Below are 25,381 nucleotides of genomic sequence, written 5' to 3' on the forward strand. Positions count from 1 at the left end.
ATAGCAATCTTTAAGGCAACAATGATGTGACTGAAACACCGCTATCGCAGGCAAGCCAGCTCCCACATTTTGACCGTATTTCAACCTAGAGTTTTGCGCTGAAACTGCAACATCACCTCCAATCCTCCACCTTCGCGATTGCTCAAGCTCAAACGCCCGTCATGGGCACTGGCAATCGTATGCGCGATGCTCAACCCCAGCCCGTACCCGCCGGTTTCCACATTGCGCGAGCCTTCCACCCGGTAAAACGGCTCCATCACCTGATCCAGCTGTTCCTGGGGAATCCCCGGCCCACGGTCGCTGATGACAATTTTCAAGCTGTCCGCCTTGTCCTCCACCCGCACCACCACCTCGCGGCCATAACGCACCGCGTTCTCCAGCAGGTTCTGCACGCAACGCTTGAGACTGCGGGCATACCCCGGCAGCGGCTGTTTGGCCCGCCCTTCTATCGTGACGGTTTCACCCACATCCTGCAGATCCGCCTGCAAGCTTTGCAGCAAGGCGTTGATGTCGATGTTCTGGCGCTTTTCGTTGATTTCGCCGCTGCTGACAAAATCCAGGGTGCTGGAAACCATGTGTTCCATTTCTTCCAGATCGCTGCGAAAGCGCTCCTTGGTGCGGTTGTCTTCGAGCATTTCCGTACGTAACCGCAGGCGTGTGATGGGTGAACGCAGGTCGTGGGACACCGCCGCAAGGAAACGCGTGCGTTCGGCGATGTTGGCGATCAGCCGCTGTTGCATGGCGTTGAATGCCTGGGCGGCGCGGCGTACTTCGGTGGGCCCATCAACTGAAAGCGGTGGCCGTTGAATATCCCGGCCCAACGCTTCGGCCGCCTTGGCCAGGGCGTTGAGCGGGCGAATGGCCAGGCGCACCGCCACCAAAGCAATGATCACCAACACCAACACCCGCAGCAGATAAATACGCATCACGTAGTCGAACAGCAGGTCCATCGGCGAGGTGCTGGTCCAGCCCTGTTCCTCGGTGGCCTGTACCTGCAACCAGCGCCCGTCCGGCAAACGCAGGTCAATCAGGAACTGCCCCACCACCGGCCTGGAGCCGAGCAAGGTCGACAGCCCGGCATGCTGGCCCTCGGCATCCAGCAACTTGAGACTCAACAGATGCAGGTTCTGCGTGTAGCCAGTTTTTTGCGACAGCACTTTATTCAGCAGACGCTCGGTGGCTCGGTCGCTGTCGCTGATGCTGCTCGGCACATCACTGGCCTGGTCACTGAGCATCAGATGAAAGCGCGGCGTATCAAGCAGCTTGATCAACACATCAGCCTGCGCCGGATCGCTGTGCACCAGCCGCACCACGTCCGCCAGCCGCGTGGCGATCAGCCGGCTGGGAATTTCCAGCACCTGGCCGTGGCGCATGTCGTACCAGATGCTGCTGGTCAGGGCCTGGGCCGCGAGCATGCCGCTGACCAAAATCAGCACCAACCGGCCAAACAACGAACGCGGCAGCAGTTTCACGATTGCAGCGCCACGTCATCGGCGGTGAGCATGTAGCCCTCGTTGCGCACGGTCTTGATCAGCCCGGCCGGCAACTGCGAGCGCAGGCGGCTGACGCACACATCAATCGAGCGGTCGAACGGTGTGCTGTCCTTGTCGAACACGTGATTGAGTAAAAAGTCGCGGCTCAACGGCCGGTTGGGGTGTTGCAACAACAGGCGCAGCACCCGGTAGTCGGAGTTGCCGAGGCTGACCACCACGCCCTGCGGCGAAAGCAATTGTCGCGCCCGGGTGTCCAGTTGCCAGCCGGCAAAGCTGATGCCTGGCGCTTCGTCCAGCCGCGCCCGGTCCGGGAAACTCTGCACCCGGCGCAACACCACCTTGATCCGCACCAGCAACTCGCGCGGGTCGAACGGCTTGGGCAAGTAATCGTCGGCGCCGATTTCCAGGCCCACGATCCGGTCGATCAACGTGCCCTTGGCGGTCAGCATGATCACCGGCGTATTGGAGCTGACCCGCAATTCGCGGCACAAACTCAGGCCGTCTTCGCCCGGCAGCATCAGGTCGAGCACGATCAGGTCGATGACATTCAGCGCCAGGCGGCGGCGCATTTCCTTGCCGTCGCCGGCGGTAGATACCTGAAAACCGGCGTCACTCAGGTAGTCGCACAGCAACTGGCGGATTTGCGGGTCGTCATCGACGATCAGCAGGTGGTCTTGCTTGGCCATGGGGCAACTCGTCCGAAACTCAAAAGGCAGGAGATAGCCGAAACGTCAGCCAGGAGTACGCGCAAATGTAATGGAATGTTGTGGGAAGCGATAATCACGCATCCACATTACAAAGCCACGGCGTGGCGGCCGGTATCGGTCTTTAGACTACCGAATCTAAATGAGATTAATTGTAATTTAGCCTAGGTCACTCCGAATGCCATTGCCTACCCCACGCGCCTTGTCGCTGCAAACTACCCTTGCGCCGATGTTCGGCCTGCTTGCCGCCGGCAGCCTTTCTCCCTCTGCCTGGGCCGATGCGCCGGTGGCGGCGTCCAATGATTCAGTGGTCAGCCTGCCAGAAATCAAGGTCGACGGCGAAGCCACCTCCACCTTCAAGGTCGACCGGGTGACCTCGGCGAAAATCAGCCAGCCGCTGCTGGACGCGCCGCAAAGTGTGACCATCGTCCCGCAGCAAGTGCTCAAGGAGCAGAACGCGCAAACCCTGCAGGAAGTATTGCGCAACGTGCCGGGCATCACCTTCATGTCTGGCGAAGGCAACCTGGGCTGGGGCGACCTGTTTTCGATTCGCGGCTTTTCCTCGGAGCAGAGCCTGACCGTCGACGGCGTGCGCGATGCCGGCCAATCGACCCGCACCGACACTTTCAACCTGCAACAGGCGGAAGTGTTCAAGGGCACCGGTTCGATCGAATCCGGCGTTTCCGCGGTAGGCGGCAGCGTCAATCTGGTGAGTAAAGAAGCGCACCTGGGCGACGCCAACAAACTCTCGGCCGGCATCGGCACCGACAGCTACCGCCGCCTTACCGGCGATTTCAACAAACAACTCAACGACACCACGGCCCTGCGCATCAACCTGATGAAGCACTACAACCAGGTGGCCGAGCGCGACGACGTGGACTACGACCGCTGGGGCATCGCGACCTCCCTCGGCTTCGGCCTGGGCACCGACACCCGCCTGTTTATCGACACCTTCTACCAGAAGGACGACAACACCCCGGACGGCGGCGTACCGATCCAGCGCGGCACCGACGGCGACCGCATGCCGGGCGTGAAGCGTTCGAACTGGTACGGCGATTCGCACCTGTACACCCAGCAGACCAAAACCACCTCGCTCACCGCCCGCTTCGAGCATGATTTTGACTGGAACCAAGCGACCCTGAAAAACCAGACCAAGTGGGAACGCACCGACAACTTCGCCGTGCTTTCACCCGCGCGCTTCTTTGCCGCCAATGCCAGTGGCCAGAAAACCTGCACCGGTACGCGCTGTGCGACCTTGGGCTACACCGGCGTAGGACCGGTAAGCCAGGTGCCCGGCAGCACGGTGAATGCCTACCCGGGATATGCCAACAGCGGCAGCACCGCCTACGGCATTCTACGGGGCAGCGACTTCGGCTTGTCCAAGCGCTACACCATCCTCGACAACCAGACCGACTTCGCCTTCACACTCAATACCGGCGGCCTGGAGCACGCAGTCGTCAGCGGGCTGGAGTTCTACCACGAGACCTACGGCGGCCTGAAACGCAACGCCGAAGTGCCGGCGGGCGACCTGTTCTTCGACATGAATGACCCCAACCACAGCTTCGCCAGCACCACCACCGTCAAGGGCGAGGGCGACCCGCGCTCGGTGATCGACAACGCCGGTCTCTACCTCGGTGACACGATTACCCTGAACGAGCAATGGCAAGTCCTCGGTTCGCTGCGCTATGACCACTGGCAGGCCGAGACCAGCCAGCGCGGCCAAGCCACCATCAACAGCACCGACGGTGCCGTGAGCGGCCGCGTCGGCGCGGTGTACAAGCCTTTGCCTAACGGCAGCATCTATGTGTCCTACAGCGAAGCGGCACAACCGTCAGCCCTCGGCGCGTCGACCAACAACCAGATCTACGGCGCAGCCAGCACCAGCAACTACACCCCGGCCAAGTCGAAAACCTACGAAATCGGCACCAAGTGGGACATTGCCCACGACCTGCTGAACGTCACCGCCGCGGTCTTCCGCACCGAGCTGGACAACTCCTGGGAATACCAGGACGGCGAAACCGCCCCGGTACGCGCCCTCCCCGCCAAGCGTGTCGACGGCGTAGAACTTGGGCTGCAAGGCAATATCAACCCGCGCTGGACGGTATACAGCGGGTTCTCGGCGCTCAAGAGCACCCAGACCAAGGGCGCCAACAAAGGCGAAGAAGCCAAGAACGTCCCGGACCTGACCGCCAACCTGTGGACCACCTACGCCCTCACCGACGACCTGAGCCTGAGCTACGGCGCGCAATACGTAGGACGCCGGCGCTACAGCGACAACAAATACGTCGGTGGCCTGAACAACAACAGCAGCTACGCCACCGGCCCCTCCGGCGTGTACGCGATCTACACCCGCGACCACGAAAAGGCCCCCGGCTACTGGCTCAACAACGTGGCCGCGCAATACAAAGTGAACAAGCAAACCACGGTCAACCTCAACCTCAACAACGTGTTTAACAAGTTCTACTACAGCCAGATCGGCTCGTCCCTGGACGGCTTCCAGCTCTACGGCATTCCGGGCGCCGGGCGCACGCTCACCGCCAGCGTCGACTATGAGTTTTAAGCCGTGCTGATCGAAATCCCGGCCCTGCTGAAAGCCGAAGAAGTCGAAGTGGCCGTCGCCACCTTGCTCGATCAACCGTGGGTCGACGGCAAGGTCACCGCCGGGCAGCGCTCGGCCATGGCGAAAAATAACCGGCAGCTGTCGGAAGACGCCCCGGTAGCGATTTGCCTGGGTGAGCAGATTCTGTCGCGGTTGTCGGACAACGCACTGTTCATGTCTGCCGCCCTGCCAAAGAAAATCTACCCGCCGCTGTTCAACCGCTACAGCGGCGGCGAGGCCTTCGACTGGCATATCGACAATGCAATTCGCGGCCTCAAGGGCGTGCGCGAGCGGGTACGCACCGACATCTCCGCCACCTTGTTCCTGGCTGACCCGGCCAGTTACGACGGCGGCGAACTGGTGATTCGCGACACCTTTGGCGAACACGCGGTGAAGCTGCCGGCCGGGCACTTGCTGATTTATCCCGCCAGCAGCCTGCACAAGATCAACCCGGTGACCCGGGGCGAGCGCATCGCCAGTTTCTTCTGGATCGAAAGCCTGGTGCGCGAAGACAGCCAGCGCCAACTGCTGCTGGACATGGACGTGGCGATTCAACGCCTCAGCGCGCAACACGCCGACGACCACGCACTGCTGCAACTGAGCGGCGCCTATCACAACCTTTTGCGGCGCTGGAGCGATGTCTGATGCGCCGCCTTCACCTGGAGTTCTCGCCATGCTGAAACCCCGCAACTTCCTCAAGCTGGGCGCGCTGTTTGCCGTGCTCGTTCTTGGCCACGCCGAAACCGCTGCGGCCCATGAAGTCACCGACGTGCTGGGCCGCAAGGTCGAGGTGCCAGACCACGTGCAGCGTGTGGTGCTCGGTGAAGGCCGGCTGATTTCGGCGTTTGCCTTGCTGGACAAGGACGCACCGTTCCAGCGGATTGTTGGCTGGCAGAATGACTTGAAACTGCTGGACGCCCACACCTACAACGCCTACGTGGCGAAATTTCCGACGGTAAAAGACATCCCGCTGATTGGCCAGGCGTCGGAGCAAAGCGTCAGCGCCGAGGAAATTCTTTCGCTGAAACCGGACCTGGCGGTGTTCAGCATTTCCGGCCACGGCCCGACCGAACACAGCTCGGTGGCCGATGTGCTGGCCAAGGCGGGCATCGCGGTATTGTTCGTCGACTTCCGCATCAACCCGGTGCAAGGCACCCATACCAGCATGACCGCCCTGGGCCAGGCCCTTGGCCGGGAAACCCAGGCCAAGGCGTTCCTCGACTTTTATGACCAGCACATCAAGGTGATCACCGACGCCGTCGCCACCTTGCCGGCCGGTCCGCGCCCGAGCGTGTTCCTGGAATTGCTGGCCGGCGCCTGGCAGGCACCGGGGCACACCACCGGCAAGAGCGGCATGGGTGAAGTGATCAAACTGGTGGGCGGGCGCAACATCGCCGCCGACGTGGTGCCGGGAGCGCTGGGAGATATCAGTGTCGAGTACGCGCTGAAGGCTGACCCGGATGTATATGTGGCCACCGGCAATCACAAGCCCGGGTTGATTCTGGGTGCTGGCGTGAGCAACGAAGACGCGCGTGCCGCGTTTGATACCGTGCTGGCACGCCCTGAGTTTGTGAACCTTCGGGCGATTCGTGACGGCAATTCCCACGGTCTGTGGCATGACTTCTACAACTCGCCGTACAACCTGCTGGCGATTGAAGCGCTGTCCAAGTGGGTGCATCCGCAATTGTTCGCCAAGCTGGACCCGAGCGCGACCATGGACGCGATGAACCAACAGTTCCTCGGCATGCCGCTGCAGGGTGCTTACTGGATTGATGGCAAGGCCAAGTAACTAAGGCTCACAACCCATTCCCTGCCTGGACACGGTTCCTGTGGGAGCTGGCTTGCCTGCGATAGCGGTGTTGGATTCACCATCGCCATCGCAGGCAAGCCAGCTCCCACACTGACCGCGTACCGGCAGGGATTTTCGTCGTTTTCAAGGCTGCGAATCCAATGACCACTCAAACCCTCGACCTCGCCAGCGCCAGCCAGGGCTACCGCCGCCTGCTGGCCCGGCGCTGCTGGCTGCTGGCCCTGCTGGGTGGCGCGCTGATGTGCGCGATCCTGGTGGACTTGGCCAGCGGCCCGTCGGGCATGGGCCTTGGCGCCCTGCTCGATGGTTTGCTGCACCCCGCCCACCTGAGCCCCACCGACCAGGTGATTATCTGGAACGTGCGCCTGCCCTACGCGTTGATGGCTGTATTAGTGGGCTGCGCGCTGTCGCTGGCGGGCGCCGAGATGCAGGCGATCCTTAACAACCCGCTGGCCAGTCCGTTCACGCTGGGGGTTTCCTCGGCGGCGGCGTTGGGCGCCTCCTTGGTGATTGTGTTTCCGGTGACCACGCTGTGGGTGTCGGCCAATACGGCGATTTCCATTTCGGCGTTTGTGTTTGCCGCCGCCTCGGTATTTTTGCTGCAAGCCATGTCGCGCCTGCGCGGAGCCGGGGTCGAAAGCCTGGTGCTGTTCGGGATTGCCCTGGTGTTCAGTTGCAACGCGGTGGTCGCCCTGTTGCAACTGGTCGCCACCGAAGATGTGCTGCAACAACTGGTGTTCTGGACCTTGGGCAGCGTGACCCGGGCCAACTGGGACAAGCTTGGCATCCTCGCGTTTGTGGTGGCGGTGGTCATGCCTTTCTCCTTCGCTGCCGCCCCACGCCTGACCTTGCTGCGCATGGGCGAAGACCGTGCGCAAAGCTTTGGGGTCGACGTGAAGCGCCTGCGGTTTTTCTCGTTGTTGCGCATCAGCCTGCTGTCGGCCACCGCCGTGGCGTTTGTGGGAACCATCGGATTTATCGGCCTGGTAGGTCCGCATATCGCGCGGATTCTGGTAGGCGAAGACCAGCGCTTCCTGCTCCCGGCCAGCGCGCTTGTAGGTGCGTTGCTGCTGTCGCTGTCATCCATCGCCAGCAAGCTGATCATGCCCGGCGTCATTGTGCCGGTGGGTATCGTCACCGCACTGGTGGGCGTGCCGATTTTTGTGTTGCTGGTGTTCAAGCGTGGGAGGCAGTTATGAGTAGCGGGTTGTCGATTCAGAATGCCCATGTCAGTTATGGACGGCGGCAGATTGTGCATAACCTGAGTCTGCCGACCTTGGCCCATGGCAGCTTGACCGCGTTGATCGGGCCAAACGGTGCGGGTAAGTCGACGTTGTTGCGGGCGGTGGCCGGGCTGGAAAAAATGCAGGGCGTCGTAAGCCTGGGTGACCTGGACCTGACGAAAATGTCTGTTGGCGAGCGGGCTCGTCGTGTGACCTATATGCCGCAGAACCTGCCGCCGGGGTTGAGCCTGAGCGTGATGGAAAGCGTGATCGCAGCGTTACGCGTGGCGAATGTCGATGGCATCGCGCTGTCCAGTGACGCGTGCTTGCGCGAGGCGTTTGATGCGTTGCAGCGCATTGGCATCGCTCATCTGGCGGATCAGCTGTTAAGCACGCTATCCGGCGGCCAGCGGCAACTGGTCAGCCTGGCGCAACTGATTGCACGCCGGCCACAGGTGATGCTGCTGGATGAACCCACCAGTGCGCTGGACTTGAACTACCAGTTGAAGGTCATGGATTGCGTGCGCGACCTGGTACGGGAACACAACCTGATCGCCGTGGTGGTGCTGCACGACATCAACCTCGCAGCCCGTTATGCCGACCGCATTGCCGTGCTGCGCCAAGGCCGGTTGCATGCCTGTGGCCCGGCGGACAATGTGCTCGATGCGGCACTGTTTGCCGAAGTCTATGGTGTGCGGGTACGCATCGAGCGATGCTCACAACAAACGTTGCAGGTGTTGGTGGACGGCGCCGTAACCTGACCCCCCGTAGCAGCTGTCGAGCCTTAGCGAGGCTGCGTTGGCCGCACCGCAACTATCAGGCCAGGCACCGCACCGAGTCGCACCCGACGCAGCCTCGCTAAAGCTCGACAGCTGCTACGGGAGGAGGGTTTCTGAAGAAATGACGGTGGCGTACTCGCCGTGCAGGTTGCCCAACGACATGGCATGTACCGCCTGCGCCGAATGCATCTGCCCGAAAAAGTCCGCCTTGTCGAAGGTGTAGCAGGCATCTTCGATAACCCACGTCTCAAACCCCAGGTTGCCGGCACTGCGGGCCGTGGCCTCCACCGAGTTATGGGTGGCCACGCCCACCAGCACCACTTGCCGAAGCCCGGCCTCACGCAAACTCGCTTCCAACCCTGTCCCACAAAATGCGTCCGGCACCCGTTTCTGGATCAACTGCTCACCCGCCTGCGGAATAAACGCGTCCTGAAACTCCACCCCCGACTGCTCCGGCCAGAACACCGATTCCGGCGAATGGGACAGATGCTGCACATGAATCACCGGCCAACCTTCGCGCCGCCAATGCCCCAGCAACGCCAGCATGCGCTCCTGCGCGTGCGGATTATTACGTCGCCCCAGCCTGGGATGATGAATGCCTTTTTGCTGGTCAATCAGAATCAACGCTGCGCCCGCACGAATATCCATATCGATAGACCCAAATGTTTCATTGAATTTTCGTCAGCCTAACATTACCTATACCTACAGGCATTCGCTCAAGCGTCACCACCCTTGGAGAGCTTCATGATCGACCTGTATTACTGGACCACCCCCAACGGTCACAAAGTGTCGTTGTTCCTGGAAGAAGCCGGCCTACCTTACGAGGTGCACCCGATCAACATCGGCCAGGGCGATCAGTTCAAGCCCGATTTCCTGAAAATCGCTCCCAATAACCGCATCCCGGCCATCGTCGATCAGAACCCGACCGATGGCGGCGCGCCGATTTCCCTGTTTGAATCCGGCGCCATCTTGCTGTACCTCGCGGAAAAAACCGGCCAGTTCATCCCCAAGGACCTGCGCGGTCGTCAGGAAGCACTGCAATGGTTGTTCTGGCAAATGGGCGGCCTGGGACCGATGGCCGGGCAAAATCACCACTTCAGCCAATTCGCCCCGGAGAAGATTCCCTACGCGATCAAACGCTATGTGGATGAGACCGCCCGCCTGTATGGCGTGCTGGACCGACGCCTGGCCGACCGCACGTTTGTGGCGGGCGAGGAATACAGCATTGCCGACATGGCGATCTACCCGTGGATCGTTTCCCACAAGTGGCAGAGCCAGAAGCTCGAAGACTTCCCCCATGTAGAACGCTGGTTCAACCACATCAAACAACGCCCGGCGACGGTACGTGCGTATGAGCTGGTGCAGAAGGTCAACCCGCCGAAATCCTGACCCACAGGCGCATTTCACTCCTTGTGGGAGCTGGGTTGCCTGCGATTGCATCCCTATGGTGAACCAGACACGCCGAGGTGCCTGCATCGCAGGCAAGCCAGCTCCCACAGGATTTTGTGCTGATCCATAAATCTATCTACAAATAAGCATCGCCTCCCGCTTGCGTCGTTTCGCCGCGCTCACTAACGTAGCGCCTTTACTGACGCTACCCCCCGCAGGAGCTTTGCCATGGCCTCGCCAGCCCTCTCACATTTTCTTCCCCGGTTCGGCGTTGCCGCGGCCATTGCCAGTGCCCTGGGCCTGGCCGGTTGCCAGTTACAAAGCACCCAGGACACCCTGCCCCCGGTTTCCGGCGTGCAGCCCATCAAGGGCCTGGCGCAGAACGTTTCCGTGCGCCGCAATAACCAAGGCATCCCGCTGATTGAAAGCAGCACCTTCCATGACGCGCTGTTCACGCTGGGCTATGTGCACGCCAGCGACCGCATCACCCAGATGGTCACCCTGCGCCTGCTGGCCCAGGGCCGTCTGGCGGAAATGTCCGGGCCGCAAGTGCTGGATGTCGACCGGTTCATGCGGGCGGTCAACCTGCGCAAAAGCGCCGGCGAGCTGTATAACGCCTCGTCGCCGCGCCTCAAGCGCTTCTTTGAAGTGTATGCCCGCGGGGTCAACGCCTACCTGTTCCGCTACCGCGACAAGCTGCCGCCAGACCTGGCCCAGACTGGCTACAAGCCTGAATACTGGAAGCCGGAAGATTCGGCGCTGTTGTTCTGCCTGCTGAATTTCAGTGAATCCACAAACCTGCAGGAAGAATTGTCCTCGTTGGTGCTTGCGCAAAAAGTCGGCGCCGACAAACTCGCCTGGCTGACCCCAAGCTACCCGGATGAACCGTTGCCGGTGGCCGAGTCCGACAAGCTCAAGGGCATCAACCTGGGCCAGGTCCCGGGCCTCGCCGCCTTGACCAGCCTCAGCGAACACCTCGGCAGCCTGAACACGTTGGGCACTTCCAGCTCCAGCAACTGGGCGATCGGCCCGCAGCGCAGCCGCAGCAACAAGAGCCTGCTGGCCAACGACCTGTCGACCTCGATGCAGGCGCCGTCGCTGTGGAACTACGTACAGATCCGCTCGCCGAAATACCAGGCCGCCGGTGTGTCGATCGCCGGTTTGCCCACCCTGCTTTCAGGCTTCAACGGCAAGGTGGCATGGAGCATGAGCCAGGTTGCGGGCGACACCCAGGATGTGTTCCTGGAGAAGGTCAAGCGCCAGGGCAACGCGCTGTACTACGAGAACAACGGTAAATGGCTGCCGGCCATCGTGCGTAACGAAACCTACTTCGCCAAGGGCCAGCGGCCGATTCGCGAAGCGGTATACGAAACGCGCCACGGGCCATTGCTTAATAGTGCCCAGGCGCTAAACGGCGGCTACGGCCTGGCGTTGCAGACCGCCGACTTCAAGGACGATAAGAGCCTGGACGCGTTCTTCGACCTGTCCCGTGCACAAAACGCCGGCAAAGCGTCTGACGCAACCCGGGAAATTCGCGCGATTGCCTTGAACATGGTCTTCGCCGACGCCAGCAGCATCGGCTGGCAGGTGACCGGACGCTTCCCCAATCGCCGTGAAGGCGAAGGCCTGGTGCCGTCGCCGGGCTGGGACGGGCGCTACGACTGGGATGGCTACGCCGATGCGATGCTGCACCCTTATGATCAAGACCCGACCCAAGGCTGGATCGGCACTGCCAACCAACGCACCATTCCCCGTGGCTACGGCATGCAACTGTCCAACTCGTGGGCTGCGCCGGAACGCGCCGAACGTATCGCGCAACTGGCCGGCAGCGGCAAGCACGACAGCCGCAGCATGATCGCCATGCAGTACGACCAGACCACCACGTTCGCCGCCAAGCTCAAGCGCATGTTCCAGGCACCGGGCATGGCCCAGCCGTTGAAACAGGCGATTGATGGATTGCCGGTGGCAGACCAGGCCAAGGCGCACGAAGCGCTGGGCCGCCTGATGGCCTTCGATGGTCGGCTGGCCGCCACCTCGGCAGACGCGGCGATTTATGAACTGTTCCTGCAGGAAAGCGCCAAGCAGATTTTCCTCGACGAACTCGGCCCCGAAAACAGCGCCACCTGGAAAGCCTTTATCGGCAACGCCAACCTGTCGTACTCGGCGGTGGCCGACCACCTGCTGGGCCGCGAAGACAGCCCGTTCTGGAATGACGCCCGCACCGGGCAGAAAACCGACAAGCCGACCATCCTCGCCCGCAGCCTGGCCGCGGCGATCAGCGCCGGCGACAGCGCGTTGGGCGCCGATCACAAGGCCTGGCAATGGGGCAAACTGCACAGCTACACCTGGAAGAACACCAGCGGCCAGGCCATTCGCGGCCCACTGGCAGCGGGCGGCGATCACAACACGCTGAACAGTGCACCGTATAGCTGGGGCCAGAGTTTCGACACAACCCAGGTGCCGGCGCTGCGGATGATCGTCGACTTCGGCCAGGTGGAACCGATGATGGGCCAGAGCGGTATTGGCCAATCCGGCAACCCGGCCAGCCCGAACTATGCCAATGGCATCGACCCGTGGCTGAAGGCGCAATACCTGAGCTTCCCGATGCAGCCGCAGAACTTCGACGCCGTGTATGGGAAGACGCGGTTGACGTTGGTGCCAGGAAAATAACCGGGTTTCCCTGACTCAACCGGATCAACATGTGGAAGCGAGCTTGCTGTGGTGAGTGGGCTTGCTGTGGTGAGCGAGCTTGCTGTGGTGAGCGGGCTTGCCCCGCGTTGGGCTGCGAAGCAGCCCCATCAATCTGTGGTGAACTCACGGGGGACAAGCCCCCTCACCACAGCAAGCCCGCTCCCACAGTTGATCGCATCCATTTCCGATAGAACTTCTCCACCCGCCCCCGCCTCATAACTAACAAGCCCACCTCCACGGCATGCCCATGGACCTTGTTATCGCACGGCCCGAAGGCCTCTACTGCCCCGCCGGGGATTTCTACATCGACCCCTGGCGCCCGGTGGAACGCTCGGTGATCACCCACGCCCACGGCGATCACGCCCGCACCGGCAACCAACACTATCTGGCCGCCGCCCCCGGCGAAGGCATCCTGCGCTCACGCCTGGGCCAGGACATCAACCTGCAAACCCTGGCCTACGGCGAAACCCTGCGCCATCACGGCGTCAATTTGAGCTTCCATCCCGCCGGCCATGTGCTCGGTTCAGCCCAGGTGCGCCTCGAATACCAGGGCGAAGTGTGGGTTGCCTCCGGTGACTACAAAGTCGAACCCGACGGCACCTGCGCACCGTTCGAACCCGTGCGCTGCCATACCTTCATCACCGAGTCGACCTTCGGCCTGCCGATCTACCGTTGGCAGCCCCAGGCGCAGATTTTTGCCGGGATCAACGACTGGTGGCAGGCGAATAGTGCCGCCGGCAAGGCCAGCGTGTTGTTTTGCTATTCCTTCGGCAAGGCCCAGCGGATTCTCCATGGCATCGACGCCAGCATCGGCCCGATCCTCAGCCATGGCGCGGTCGAACCGCTGAACCGGGTGTACCGCGAAGCCGGCGTCTATATCCCCGAAACCCTCTACGCCGGTGACTTCAAAAAAACCGACCCTTTGTTGCGCCAAGCCCTGATCATCGCCCCGCCCTCGGCCGGCGGCAGCACCTGGATGCGCCGTTTCGGCGATTACAGCGACGCCTTCGCCAGCGGCTGGATGCGCCTGCGCGGCACCCGGCGGCGGCGCGGGGTGGACCGCGGTTTCGTGCTTTCAGACCACGCCGACTGGCCCGGGCTGTTGTGGGCCATCGAGCAAACCGGCGCCGAGCGGGTGATGGTCACCCACGGTTCTGTGGGCGTATTGGTCCGCCACCTGCGGGAAAAGGGCCTGGACGCCCAGGGGTTCACCACCGAATACGGCGATGACGAAGAGGAAGCTACGTCATGAAAGCCTTCGCCGAGCTGTACGCCAATCTCGACGCCACAACCTCCAGCAACGCCAAACTCGCTGCCTTGCAGGCCTATTTCCTCCAGGCGCCAGCGCAAGATGCCGCGTGGGCGGTGTACTTTTTATCCGGCGGGCGGCCACGGCAACTGGTGCCCACACGCTTGCTGCGGGACATGGCCACCGAAGCCGCCGGCATTGAGCCGTGGTTGTTCGAAGAAAGTTATCAGTCGGTAGGCGACCTGGCAGAAACCATTTCCCTGCTGTTACCGGAATCGCCCCACACCTCGGACGACGGTTTGGCGATATGGCTGGAAGAGAAACTCTTGCCGTTGCGCGGCCTGCCGCCAGAAGAATTGAGTGAACGCCTGCCCGCCTTGTGGGCACAACTGGATCAACCCAGCCTGATGCTATGCATCAAGCTGATCACCGGCAGCTTTCGCGTGGGCGTGTCGAAGTTGCTGGTTACCCGCGCCCTCGCGGCCATGGCCGGGCTGGAAAGCAAACGTGTGGCCCAACGCCTGGTGGGCTACACCGACCTGTCCAACCGTCCGACCGCCGAAGGCTATTTGAAGCTGATTGCCGCCGAATCATTGGACGAACACGCACAACGTGGCGGGCAGCCTTATCCGTTTTTTCTTGCCCATGCCTTGGCCCAACCCGTGGAGCAATTCGATGCTTTGCTTGGCGCCCCCGATGACTGGCAAGTGGAATGGAAGTGGGACGGCATTCGCGCGCAACTGGTCAAGCGTGAAGGCCGTTTGTGGGTCTGGTCCCGGGGCGAGGAGCTGGTGACCGACCGCTTCCCGGAGCTTCATGACCTGGCGCACAGCCTGCCCGATGGCACGGTGATCGACGGTGAAATCGTGGTGTGGAAGGCCTCGGTACAGCCCTTTGCCCTGCTGCAACAGCGCATCGGCCGCAAAACCCTGAGCAAGAAAATCCTCGAAGACGCCCCCGTCGCGGTGCTGGCCTATGACCTGCTGGAACACCACGGTGAAGACTGGCGCAACCACACCCAGGCCGAGCGCCGGGCGCAACTGGAGCAAGTGATCAGCGACTGCAACCGGCCGACGTTGCAGGCGTCTCCATTGCTGACCGGCGACAGCTGGCAGGCATTGGCCGAACAACGTGAAGCCTCCCGCAGCCTGGGCGTGGAAGGCATGATGCTCAAGGCCCGCGACGGCCTCTATGGCGTGGGGCGTACCAAGGACATGGGCGTGTGGTGGAAGTGGAAGGTCGACCCGTTCAGTGTCGACGCGGTGTTGATCTATGCCCAGCGCGGCCATGGCCGGCGCGCCAGCCTGTACAGCGACTACACCTTTGCGGTGTGGGACGGCCCGCCCGGTACTGAGCGTACGTTGGTGCCGTTCGCCAAGGCGTATTCGGGCCTGACCGATGAAGAAATGCGTAAGGTCGACGCCATCGTGCGCAAGACCACCGCGGAGAAATTCGGCCCGGTGAGCAGCGTAAAGCCCAGCCTGGTGTTTGAATTGGGTTTTGAAGGGATTGCCCTGTCCAAGCGGCACAAGAGCGGCATTGCCGTGCGGTTCCCGAGGATGTTGCGTTGGCGCCAGGATAAATCCGTGGATGAGGCAGACAACCTGGCCACACTGCAAAATCTGCTGGCCTGACCCAAGCCCCTGTAGGAGCTGGCTTGCCAGCGATAGCGTCCTCAAGATCACCGTCACATTCAAGAAACAATCGCCGGCAAGCCGGCTCCTACAGGATGATGCTGTGCTTCAGGTTGGTGCGGTCAATTTTCCATGCCCGTTTTCGGGCATTTCCTATTGGCACAACTCCTTAATCTCACCTTTTAAAACGACCATTCGGAACTATGGTGCAGAAATTGCTACTTGAGTTCGGTCTGACACCGTTCAGTAACAGTCCTAACCGCGCCACAAGCGCTTATCTTGGTTTCCAGGGATTACATAATGAAAAAAGCATTGCTGACCCTTTCTGCACTGGCTCTGTGCATGGCCGCAGGTTCTGCGCTGGCCAAGGAATACAAGGAATTGCGTTTTGGTGTCGATCCGTCCTACGCGCCGTTTGAGTCAAAAGCCGCTGACGGTAGCCTGGTGGGCTTCGATATCGACCTGGGCAATGCCATCTGTGCCGAGCTGAAGGTCAAGTGCAAGTGGGTCGAAAGTGATTTCGACGGCATGATTCCAGGCCTCAACGCCAACAAGTTTGATGGCGTGATTTCCTCGATGACCGTGACCGAAGCCCGTGAAAAGGCGATCGACTTCTCCAGCGAGCTGTTCTCCGGCCCGACTTCCCTGGTATTCAAAAAAGGCGCGAACTACTCCACGCCTGAGTCCCTCAAGGGTAAAACCGTGGGCTACGAGCAAGGCACCATCCAGGAAGCCTACGCCAAGGCCGTACTGGACAAAGCCGGTGTGACTACCAAGGCCTACGCCAACCAGGACCAGGTGTATGCCGACCTGACTTCCGGCCGCCTGGACGCTTCCGTGCAGGACATGCTGCAAGCCGAACTGGGCTTTTTGAAGTCGCCAGCCGGCGCTGACTACGAAGTCAGCAAGGCCATCGACGATCCACTGCTGCCATCGAAAACTGCGGTCGGTATCAAAAAAGGTAACAAAGACCTGAAGGCCTTGTTGGATAAAGGTATCAAAGCGTTACACGATGATGGCACCTACGCCACCATCCAGAAGAAACACTTTGGCGATCTGAACCTGTACAGCGGCAAATAATGCCTGGGGCGCCCTTCCTCTGGAGGGGCGCTTTTTTATCGCCATAGGTCCTGATTTATGTTCGAAGATCTTTTGCAAACCCTGGGGCTCAGTGCCTTCAGCTTGAAGGGTTTCGGCCCGCTGTTGCTGCAAGGCACCTGGATGACCGTCAAGTTGTCGGTGTTCTCCCTGGCCGTCAGCGTGTTGCTGGGCTTGCTCGGCGCCACCGCCAAACTCTCCAGCCTGGCATTCGTGCGGATTCCCGCGCAGATCTACACCACCTTGATTCGCGGCGTGCCTGACCTGGTGCTGATGCTGCTGATTTTCTACAGCCTGCAAATCTGGCTGACCGGCTTTACCGACTTTATGGAATGGGACTACATCGAGATCGACCCATTCAGCGCCGGGGTGATCACCCTGGGCTTTATCTACGGTGCGTATTTCACCGAGACCTTTCGCGGCGCGATCCTCGCCGTGCCCCGTGGCCAACTGGAGGCCGCCACGGCCTACGGGCTCACGCGTGGCCAGCGGTTTCGCTTTGTGACCTTCCCGCAAATGATGCGCTTCGCCCTGCCGGGCATTAACAACAACTGGTGCGTGATGCTCAAGGCCACGGCCCTGGTGTCGATCATCGGCCTGGCGGACCTGGTCAAGGCCGCGCAGGATGCCGGCAAGAGCACGTATCAGTTGTTCTATTTCCTGGTGATCGCGGCGTTTATCTACCTATTGATCACCAGCGCATCCAACGTTGTCCTGCGCTACCTGGAACGGCGCTACTCCGCAGGCTCCCGGGAGGCAGTGCGATGATCGAGCTTATTCAACAATACTGGCGGCCCTTCCTTTATAGCGATGGCCAGCACATCACCGGCCTGGCCATGACGATGTGGCTGCTCAGTGCCTCGATCCTCATCGGCTTCGTGGTTTCGATCCCGCTCTCCATCGCCCGAGTGTCGCGCAATCGCTGGGTACGCTGGCCGGTGCAGTTCTACACCTACCTGTTTCGCGGCACGCCGCTGTATATCCAATTGCTGATTTGCTACACCGGGATCTACAGCATTGCGGCGGTTCGCGCCCAACCCGTGCTGGACGCGTTCTTTCGCGACGCGATGAACTGCACCATTCTCGCCTTCGCCCTCAACACCTGCGCCTACACCACGGAGATTTTTGCCGGGGCAATCCGCAGCATGGCCCACGGCGAAGTCGAAGCAGCAAAAGCCTATGGCCTGAGCGGCTGGAAGTTGTATGCCTATGTGATCATGCCGTCGGCCCTGCGCCGCTCGCTGCCGTATTACAGTAATGAAGTGATCCTGATGCTGCACTCGACGACAGTGGCCTTCACGGCGACAATCCCGGACATCTTGAAAGTCGCCCGGGACGCCAACTCTGCCACTTACATGACCTTCCAATCATTTGGTATCGCTGCGCTGATCTACCTGACCGTGACCTTTGCCCTGGTCGGTCTGTTTCGTCTGGCGGAGCGCCGCTGGCTGGCCTTTCTCGGCCCCAGCCACTAAGGAGCCTGCATGCGTCATCAGACTCATCCACTCGTGGCGCCGGTGCCGGGCACGGCGCGGCAGATCCACAGCTTCCACTTCGGGCCCGAGCAGGCCGAAGGCAAGGTGTACATCCAGTCGTCGCTGCACGCCGACGAGCTGCCGGGCATGCTGGTAGCCTGGCACCTGAAGGCGCGCCTGGCACAACTGGCCACCGCCGGGCGCCTGCGCAGCGAAATCGTGCTGGTGCCCATCGCCAACCCGACGGGCCTGGAACAGGTGTTGATGGACATCCCGCTGGGCCGCTATGAACTGGAAAGCGGGCAGAACTTCAATCGCCTGTTTGTCGACCTGAGCGACGAAGTCGGCAATCAGGTCGAAGGTTTGCTGGGGGATGACCCTACGCACAACGTCGAGCTGATCCGCGACGCCCTGGTCATGGCCCTGGCGGCGCAAACGCCCGTCACGCAACTGGAGTCCCAGCGCCTGGTGCTGCAACGCCTGGCCTGCGATGCCGACATGGTGCTGGACCTGCACTGCGACTTCGAAGCCGTGGCGCACCTGTACACCACCCCCGAGGCGTGGCCGAAGGTGGAGCCGTTGGCGCGCTATATCGGTTCGCAGGCCAGCCTGTTGGCCACCGACTCCGGCGGGCAGTCGTTCGATGAGTGTTTCACGCTGGTGTGGTGGCAATTGCAACAACGCTTTGGCGAGCGCTTCCCGATTCCGATGGGCAGTTTTTCGGTGACCGTCGAGTTGCGCGGCCAGGGTGATGTAAACCACGGCCTGGCCAGCCTCGACTGCCAGGCGATCATTGATTACCTGATTCACTTCGGCGCGATCAGCGGCGAGCCTGCACCGTTGCCGGCATTGCCCTACCCCGCCACACCGCTGGCAGGCGTCGAACCGGTGGCCACGCCCGTCGGCGGCTTGCTGGTGTTCAGCGCCCTGCCTGGGGAATACGTGGAGGCCGGACAACTGATCGCCGAAATCATCGACCCCATTTCTGACCGCGTAACGCCGGTGCATTGCCGCAATGCCGGCCTGCTTTACGCCCGTTCGCTGCGGCGCATGGCCACTGCCGGGATGGTTATCGCCCATGTCGCGGGCACTGAAGCCTATCGCAGCGGCTACCTACTTTCGCCTTGAGGATGCACGCCCCATGTACAAATTGACCGTTGAAGGCCTGCATAAAAGCTATGGCGACAATGAGGTGCTCAAAGGTGTCTCGCTCAAGGCCAAGACCGGTGATGTGATCAGCTTGATCGGCGCCAGCGGCTCGGGCAAAAGCACCTTTTTGCGCTGCATCAACTTTCTTGAACAGCCCAATGATGGCGCCATGACGTTGGACGGCCAGCAGATCCGCATGGTCAGCGACCGCCATGGGATGCGCGTGGCGGATGACGCTGAGTTGCAGCGCCTGCGCACGCGGTTGGCGATGGTGTTTCAGCATTTCAATTTGTGGAGCCACATGAGTGTGCTGGAGAACATCACCATGGCGCCGCGCCGGGTGCTGGGTTGCAGCAAGAAAGACGCCGAGGACCGTGCCCGCCGGTACCTGGACAAGGTTGGCTTGCCGGCGCGGGTGGCGGATCAATATCCGGCGTTTTTGTCGGGTGGGCAGCAACAGCGGGTGGCGATTGCCCGGGCGTTGGCGATGGAGCCGGAGGTGATGCTGTTTGACGAGCCGACTTCGGCGCTGGATCCGGAATTGGTGGGTGAGGTGTTGAAGGTGATCCAGGGTTTGGCTGAGGAAGGCCGGACGATGATCATGGTGACCCATGAGATGAGCTTTGCCCGGAAGGTATCGAGCCAGGTGCTGTTTTTGCACAAGGGGTTGGTGGAGGAACAAGGTGCGCCGGAGGATGTGCTGGGTAGCCCGAAGAGCGAGCGGTTGCAGCAGTTTTTGAGTGGGAATTTGAAGTAGCCGGTCGGGGTGGGGTGTATATCCGTTATTTAGGTAACGGCCGCCTAGGGTCCGCTCTTACAGCGGCTCACTTTTGAACAGCGCAAAAGTAAGCAAAACGCTCTTGCCCCACCGCTCCGTACTGCCTGCGTTCGGCCAGCGTGGTTTAACGGGGCGCCTAAGATCAAGATCAACGGCAGATCAACAGCACAGCGGCCTGAAAGCCGACTTGAGTGTTAAAAGCAAAATCAAAAGCTAAAGCGGGGACGGTCCACTGTAGGAGCTGGCTTGCCGGCGATGGCATCGCCTCGGTGTGTCTGGAAGACCGAGGTGTTTGCATCGCAGGCAAGCCAGCTCCCACAGAAAAGCAGAGCCACCCCGCCCGTAGCAGCTGTCGAGCGCCAGCGAGGCTGCGTGCTTTTGATCTTGATCTGCTCTTGATTTTGATCTGCGGGCCCCGTCAACCACGATGGCCTTCGTTCCGGCATGCCGAGCCTAGGCGAGGCACCGAGTGGTGGGGCAAAGCGTTTTTTGGTTACTTTTTTAGGCGTTTGTAAAAAAGTGACCCGCTGTAAGAGCTGAACCCTAAGTTGCCGTTACCTAAATAACGGATATACACCCCACCCCCCAGCAATCGCAGTTAAACCTTTCCCCCACCGCACGGGTCTCTGAAATACACCCCCAGAGCCCCAAGCATGGCCAAATCCCCCAACTTCGCCAAAGACTGGTTCACCGCCAAGGGCTGGAAACCGTTCGCCTTCCAAAAAGACGTATGGCAGGCAGTCAAGGAAGGCCAATCGGGACTGCTCCACGCCAGCACCGGCGCCGGGAAAACCTACGCACTGTGGTTCGCCGCCCTCAACCGCTTCGCCATCACCGAAGACACTCCCCGCAAACGCAAAACACCCGCCGAACCGCTGACAGTCCTGTGGATCACCCCCATGCGTGCCCTGGCCGCAGACACCGCCCGGGCCCTTGAAGCACCGCTGCAATCACTGAACATCCCCTGGAGCGTGGGCCTGCGCACCGGCGATACCAGCAGCAGCGAGCGCGCCCGCCAGAGCCGTCGCCTGCCCACCACCCTGATCACCACCCCGGAAAGCCTGACGCTGATGCTCGCCCGCGCCGACAGCCAGGTCAGCCTGTCGCGACTGCGCATGGTGGTCGTGGATGAATGGCACGAATTGATCGGCAACAAACGCGGCGTACAACTGCAATTGGCCCTCGCCCGCCTGCGGCAATGGCATCCTGAGCTGATTGTGTGGGGTATATCCGCGACATTGGGTAATCAAGCCCACGCGTTGGAGGTGTTGATCCCACAAGGCGGTGGGATCAACGTGAAGGGCCAGACGACCAAGAAACTGCGGGTGGACACCCTGCTGCCCCCGGTTATCGAGCGTTTCCCGTGGGCCGGCCACATCGGCCTGAAAATGCTCCCGCAGGTGGTGGCCGAGGTCGACGCCAGCAGCAGTTGCCTGGTGTTTACCAACACACGGGCGCAATCGGAAATCTGGTACCAGGCCTTGCTCGATGCTCGTCCCGACTGGGCCGGGTTGATTGCCTTGCACCACGGCTCGCTGTCCCGGGAAACCCGTGATTGGGTGGAACGCGCCTTGAAGGAGGGGCAACTGAAGGCCGTGGTATGTACGTCGAGCCTGGACCTGGGGGTGGATTTCCTGCCGGTGGAACGGGTGCTGCAGATTGGCTCGGCCAAGGGTGTGGCGCGCCTGATGCAACGTGCCGGGCGTTCCGGCCACGCACCAGGCCGCCCGTCGCGCGTCACGCTGGTGCCGACCCACAGCCTGGAACTGGTGGAAGCCGCTGGCGCGCAGGACGCCATCGCTGAACGGCGCATCGAAGCCCGTCAGTCGCCCCACAAGCCGTTGGATGTGCTGGTGCAGCATTTGGTGAGCATGGCGCTGGGCGGCGGCTTTGTGCCGGATGCGCTGCTGGCAGAGGTGCGTACCGCCTGGGCCTATCGAGACCTGAGCGACGCGGATTGGGCCTGGGCATTGGGCTTCGTGCGCCATGGTGGCCTATCGCTGACTGCCTACCCGGATTACCGCAGGGTCGAGCCAGACGAACACGGCATCTGGCGCGTACCCGATGCCCGGCTGGCGCGGCGCCATCGGATGAGCGTGGGCACCATCGTCAGCGACGCCAGCATCCAGCTCAAATTCTGGAGCAAAGGCGGCGGTGGCAAGACCCTGGGCAGTGTCGAGGAAGGTTTTATTGCGCGGCTGAAGCCAGGGGATGGTTTTCTGTTTGCCGGGCGCCTGCTGGAATTGGTCCGGGTGGAGAACATGACTGCTTATGTACGGCGCAGTAACGTGAAAAAGGCCGCCGTACCGCGCTGGAACGGCGGGCGCATGCCACTTTCCAATGAACTGGCCCAGGCAGTGGTCAAGCGCTTCGATGCGGCCGCCCACGGTCAATTCATCGGGCCGGAGATGCAGGCGGTGCAACCGTTGCTGGAAACCCAGTTGCGCTGGTCCGGGCTGCCGACTCGCGAGCATCTGCTGGCCGAGGCGCTCAAGTCGCGGGAAGGCTGGCACCTGTTTTTGTATCCGTTCGCCGGGCGCCAGGTGCATCTTGGGCTGGCAAGCCTGTTGGCGTGGCGGGTCAGCCGGCAACAGGCGGTGACGTTTTCGATTGCGGTCAACGACTATGGGCTGGAGCTACTGAGCGCGACCGAAGTGAATTGGCCGGCCTTACTGGGGGGTGGGGCACTGTTCAGTCCGGATCATCTGCTGGACGACGTGGTAGCGAGCCTGAATGCCGGTGAACTGGCCCTGCGGCGCTTTCGCGAGATCGCGCGGATCGCCGGGCTGGTGTTCGCAGGCTACCCGGGCGCGCCGAAAAGTACGCGCCAGGTGCAGGCCTCCAGCGGTTTGTTCTTTGAAGTGTTCAAGCAATACGACCCACAGAACCTGCTGCTGACCCAGGCAGGGGAAGAAGTCCTGCGGGATGAGTTGGATATTCGTCGGCTGGAAGAAACGTTGCAGCACTTATCAGCATTAAAACTGGACCTGCATCTGGTCAAGCGGCCTACCCCGCTGGCCTTTCCGTTGCTGGTGGAGCGTTTCCGGGAAAGCCTGAGCTCGGAAAAACTTTCGGAGCGCATTGCACGGATGGTTCAGGACCTGGAAAAAATCGCCGATAACGGGAAAAACTGATGCCCTCTCATTGCCCGATACAACTGGCAGAAGAAGCCCTGTGGTTGCTGGCGGACAAGGCCGTGTATTGGCCTGCGAGAAAATGCCTGTTGATCGCCGACGCGCACTTTGGCAAGGCGTCGGCCTATCGCAGCCTCGGCCAGCCAGTGCCGCAGGGCACGACCACTGACAACCTGCAGCGCCTGGACCAACTGTTGGCCGCCTACCCGTGTGTGCAGGTGATCTTCCTCGGCGACTTCCTCCACGGGCCCGGCTCCCACGCCAGCGGCACCCTGAACGCATTGAGGGCCTGGCGAGAGCGTCATTCAACCGTGGCGCTCACGCTGATTCGCGGCAACCACGACAAGCGCGCAGGCGACCCACCTGCCGACCTGGCGATGGAGGTGGTAACCGAGCCCCTGCTGATGGGCCCGTTTGCGCTGCAGCACGAACCCGACGTCCATGCCAGCCACCATGTACTGGCCGGGCACGTGCATCCGGTGTATCGCCTGCGGGGCAAGGGTCGGCAAAGCTTGCGCCTGCCGTGCTTCCGGCTCGGCGCCCAAGTCAGCCTGTTGCCGGCGTTCGGTGCGTTTACAGGAGGTTATTCAGTGACTCATGACGAAGACAGCCAGATCTTTGTGATCGGCGACCATGAAGTATGGCCAGTGCGTTGAGCAACTGACCATTGGGCCACCGGTTTCAAAATCAAGCCACCGGGGCGGGAGGCGGTTCGTCAGGCAGGGTGGGCTCACCCGGCTCTTCAGGCTGGTTGGGCCAGGGATCATCGGGGCCAGGTTGGCCGGGAATGCCGCCTGCGGCGGGATCGGCCATCAAGGACCAGGCCATGACACCAATCTGATTGGGTTCAAGCCGGGCGAGTTCGGCGCTGATTCGCGGATCGAGCTTCATAGGGGACTCCTCAAGCGTGGCCCGGCGCGTTGTGCACGCGTCGGGGCAGTACACTCAATAGAGTGTCTGCCCGCTGACAAATTCCCTAAGCCTGTAAGACGATTCGATCAAGTGCGTGGGAGAGTAACGCCGCGCTGGCCCTGATACTTGCCGCCACGGTCTTTATAGGACACTTCACACTCTTCATCGGATTCAAAGAACAACATCTGGGCAACGCCTTCGTTGGCGTAGATTTTTGCCGGCAAGGTGGTGGTATTGGAGAACTCCAGGGTCACGTGCCCTTCCCATTCCGGTTCCAGCGGAGTGACGTTGACGATGATGCCGCAGCGCGCGTAGGTGCTTTTGCCCAGGCAAATGGTCAGGACGTTGCGCGGGATACGGAAGAACTCGACAGTGCGCGCCAGCGCAAAGGAGTTTGGCGGGATGATGCAGACGTCGCTCTTGACGTCGACGAAGCTTTTTTCGTCGAAGTTTTTCGGATCGACGGTCGCCGAGTTGATGTTGGTGAACACCTTGAACTCATCGGCGCAGCGTACATCGTAGCCGTAGCTGGAAACCCCGAACGAAATCAGTCGCTCAGTGCCTTCGCCACGCATCTGGCGCTCCACGAAGGGCTCGATCATGCCGTGCTCTTGCGCCATGCGGCGAATCCACTTGTCCGATTTGATGCTCATGGCGGGTGTCCTGAATAGCGAGGTGAAAAAATTCTGTTGGGCATCTTACCGGGGCTGGCCCCGTGGTTCAAAGGGGCGACTGTTTTTCTTGGCGCCGCGCAGCCCCTGCTGGGCGGGGCGCACCTTCAAATGTGGGGCGTTGATGCGGTATCGGGCTGCCGCCAGTCACGAAAATAGAGAAACCTTCGGAAATACCATTGGCACGTTCCTGAAAAAGGGTTAAGGTGGCGCCACTGTGCTGCTTGTGTCACTGAGAATCTCTACACGATATGTTGAATTTCGATCCAACCATCTCCAAGAATTTTTCCTGCTCTTTGCACTCAGTCTCGGCCAGGGCTTTTCCTGAGTCGCAGTTAACTTTGTCCAAGGAGATACACCATGTCTAATCGCCAAACTGGTACCGTTAAGTGGTTCAACGATGAAAAAGGCTTCGGCTTCATCACTCCACAATCCGGTGACGACCTGTTCGTTCACTTCAAAGCTATCCAATCCGACGGCTTCAAAAGCCTGAAAGAAGGCCAACAGGTTTCTTTCATCGCTACCCGCGGTCAGAAAGGCATGCAAGCTGAAGAAGTTCAAGTTATCTAACTTGTACTGATTTAGTCAAAAAG

Annotated in this window: 22 protein-coding genes; 17 read left to right on the forward strand and 5 right to left on the reverse strand. The window is 61.1% G+C overall.

Annotated elements, in window-relative coordinates:
* Positions 1–80: 80 nt before the first annotated feature.
* Positions 81–1,472, reverse strand: a complete 1,392-nt coding sequence (locus ACZRN6_RS10120; protein ID WP_464007873.1) for an ATP-binding protein — start codon at positions 1,470–1,472, stop codon at positions 81–83.
* The gene (locus ACZRN6_RS10125; RefSeq protein WP_322143617.1) at positions 1,469–2,179 is read right to left on the reverse strand and encodes a response regulator; all 711 of its coding nucleotides are present in this window, start codon (positions 2,177–2,179) and stop codon (positions 1,469–1,471) included. Before ACZRN6_RS10125 ends, ACZRN6_RS10120 begins: the two co-directional genes overlap by 4 nt.
* Before the next feature lie 196 nt (positions 2,180–2,375).
* Here ACZRN6_RS10125 and ACZRN6_RS10130 point away from each other — a divergent pair, with 196 nt between their 5' ends.
* The 5 genes from ACZRN6_RS10130 (at position 2,376) to ACZRN6_RS10150 (ending at position 8,590) form a co-directional block, all read left to right on the forward strand.
* Positions 2,376–4,757: a TonB-dependent receptor gene (locus tag ACZRN6_RS10130; protein WP_464007874.1), complete on the forward strand. Its 2,382-nt coding sequence runs from the start codon at positions 2,376–2,378 to the stop codon at positions 4,755–4,757.
* A 3-nt stretch (positions 4,758–4,760) separates the two neighbouring features.
* Positions 4,761–5,441, forward strand: a complete 681-nt coding sequence (locus ACZRN6_RS10135) for a Fe2+-dependent dioxygenase (protein WP_464007875.1) — start codon at positions 4,761–4,763, stop codon at positions 5,439–5,441.
* Positions 5,442–5,469: 28 nt separating this feature from the next.
* Positions 5,470–6,585, forward strand: a complete 1,116-nt coding sequence (locus ACZRN6_RS10140; protein ID WP_464007876.1) for an ABC transporter substrate-binding protein — start codon at positions 5,470–5,472, stop codon at positions 6,583–6,585.
* A gap of 161 nt (positions 6,586–6,746) precedes the next feature.
* Entirely contained in the window at positions 6,747–7,805 is a 1,059-nt protein-coding gene (locus tag ACZRN6_RS10145) for a FecCD family ABC transporter permease (protein ID WP_322143613.1), read from the forward strand.
* Positions 7,802–8,590: an ABC transporter ATP-binding protein gene (locus ACZRN6_RS10150; RefSeq protein ID WP_322143612.1), complete on the forward strand. Its 789-nt coding sequence runs from the start codon at positions 7,802–7,804 to the stop codon at positions 8,588–8,590. Before ACZRN6_RS10145 ends, ACZRN6_RS10150 begins: the two co-directional genes overlap by 4 nt.
* A 114-nt stretch (positions 8,591–8,704) precedes the next feature.
* Here the strand turns inward: ACZRN6_RS10150 and ACZRN6_RS10155 are convergent, their stop codons facing one another.
* The gene (locus tag ACZRN6_RS10155) at positions 8,705–9,256 is read right to left on the reverse strand and encodes a cysteine hydrolase family protein (protein WP_322143611.1); all 552 of its coding nucleotides are present in this window, start codon (positions 9,254–9,256) and stop codon (positions 8,705–8,707) included.
* A 96-nt stretch (positions 9,257–9,352) separates the two neighbouring features.
* Here ACZRN6_RS10155 and ACZRN6_RS10160 point away from each other — a divergent pair, with 96 nt between their 5' ends.
* From ACZRN6_RS10160 to pdeM, 11 genes are all read left to right on the forward strand, one after another.
* Positions 9,353–9,997 (forward strand): glutathione binding-like protein, encoded by a 645-nt coding sequence (locus ACZRN6_RS10160; protein ID WP_322143610.1) that lies wholly within the window; start codon positions 9,353–9,355, stop codon positions 9,995–9,997.
* A 228-nt stretch (positions 9,998–10,225) separates the two neighbouring features.
* Positions 10,226–12,667: a penicillin acylase family protein gene (locus tag ACZRN6_RS10165; RefSeq protein WP_464007877.1), complete on the forward strand. Its 2,442-nt coding sequence runs from the start codon at positions 10,226–10,228 to the stop codon at positions 12,665–12,667.
* 268 nt (positions 12,668–12,935) lie between these two features.
* Positions 12,936–13,940 carry a ligase-associated DNA damage response exonuclease gene (locus ACZRN6_RS10170; RefSeq protein WP_322143608.1) on the forward strand — a complete coding sequence of 335 codons (1,005 nt, stop codon included), beginning with the start codon at positions 12,936–12,938 and terminating at the stop codon, positions 13,938–13,940.
* The gene (locus ACZRN6_RS10175; RefSeq protein WP_464007878.1) at positions 13,937–15,571 is read left to right on the forward strand and encodes an ATP-dependent DNA ligase; all 1,635 of its coding nucleotides are present in this window, start codon (positions 13,937–13,939) and stop codon (positions 15,569–15,571) included. Before ACZRN6_RS10170 ends, ACZRN6_RS10175 begins: the two co-directional genes overlap by 4 nt.
* Positions 15,572–15,871: 300 nt before the next feature.
* Positions 15,872–16,651 (forward strand): transporter substrate-binding domain-containing protein, encoded by a 780-nt coding sequence (locus ACZRN6_RS10180; RefSeq protein WP_322143606.1) that lies wholly within the window; start codon positions 15,872–15,874, stop codon positions 16,649–16,651.
* A 57-nt stretch (positions 16,652–16,708) separates the two neighbouring features.
* On the forward strand, positions 16,709–17,437 hold the full coding sequence (locus tag ACZRN6_RS10185; protein ID WP_322143605.1) for an ABC transporter permease: 729 nt from the start codon (positions 16,709–16,711) through the stop codon (positions 17,435–17,437).
* Positions 17,434–18,144 carry an ABC transporter permease gene (locus ACZRN6_RS10190; protein ID WP_322143604.1) on the forward strand — a complete coding sequence of 237 codons (711 nt, stop codon included), beginning with the start codon at positions 17,434–17,436 and terminating at the stop codon, positions 18,142–18,144. Before ACZRN6_RS10185 ends, ACZRN6_RS10190 begins: the two co-directional genes overlap by 4 nt.
* A gap of 9 nt (positions 18,145–18,153) precedes the next feature.
* Positions 18,154–19,272: a succinylglutamate desuccinylase/aspartoacylase family protein gene (locus tag ACZRN6_RS10195; protein WP_464007879.1), complete on the forward strand. Its 1,119-nt coding sequence runs from the start codon at positions 18,154–18,156 to the stop codon at positions 19,270–19,272.
* A gap of 13 nt (positions 19,273–19,285) precedes the next feature.
* Positions 19,286–20,050, forward strand: a complete 765-nt coding sequence (locus ACZRN6_RS10200; RefSeq protein ID WP_322143602.1) for an ABC transporter ATP-binding protein — start codon at positions 19,286–19,288, stop codon at positions 20,048–20,050.
* A 674-nt stretch (positions 20,051–20,724) separates the two neighbouring features.
* Positions 20,725–23,205, forward strand: a complete 2,481-nt coding sequence (locus ACZRN6_RS10205) for a ligase-associated DNA damage response DEXH box helicase (RefSeq protein ID WP_464007880.1) — start codon at positions 20,725–20,727, stop codon at positions 23,203–23,205.
* Entirely contained in the window at positions 23,205–23,861 is a 657-nt protein-coding gene (gene pdeM, locus ACZRN6_RS10210) for a ligase-associated DNA damage response endonuclease PdeM (protein WP_464007881.1), read from the forward strand. The genes ACZRN6_RS10205 and pdeM overlap by 1 nt, the downstream gene beginning before the upstream one ends.
* A gap of 31 nt (positions 23,862–23,892) precedes the next feature.
* Here pdeM and ACZRN6_RS10215 read toward each other — a convergent pair whose 3' ends face one another.
* Positions 23,893–24,096 (reverse strand): hypothetical protein, encoded by a 204-nt coding sequence (locus ACZRN6_RS10215; protein WP_003219272.1) that lies wholly within the window; start codon positions 24,094–24,096, stop codon positions 23,893–23,895.
* Positions 24,097–24,203: 107 nt separating this feature from the next.
* Positions 24,204–24,770, reverse strand: a complete 567-nt coding sequence (gene dcd / locus ACZRN6_RS10220; protein ID WP_093412595.1) for a dCTP deaminase — start codon at positions 24,768–24,770, stop codon at positions 24,204–24,206.
* A gap of 378 nt (positions 24,771–25,148) precedes the next feature.
* On the opposite strand from dcd, the gene ACZRN6_RS10225 reads away from it, so the two are divergent.
* A complete protein-coding gene (locus tag ACZRN6_RS10225) occupies positions 25,149–25,358 on the forward strand; it encodes a cold-shock protein (protein WP_002554837.1) in 210 nt (69 codons plus the stop codon).
* Positions 25,359–25,381: the final 23 nt, after the last annotated feature.

It is taken from the genome of Pseudomonas sp. A125, assembly GCF_055409485.1.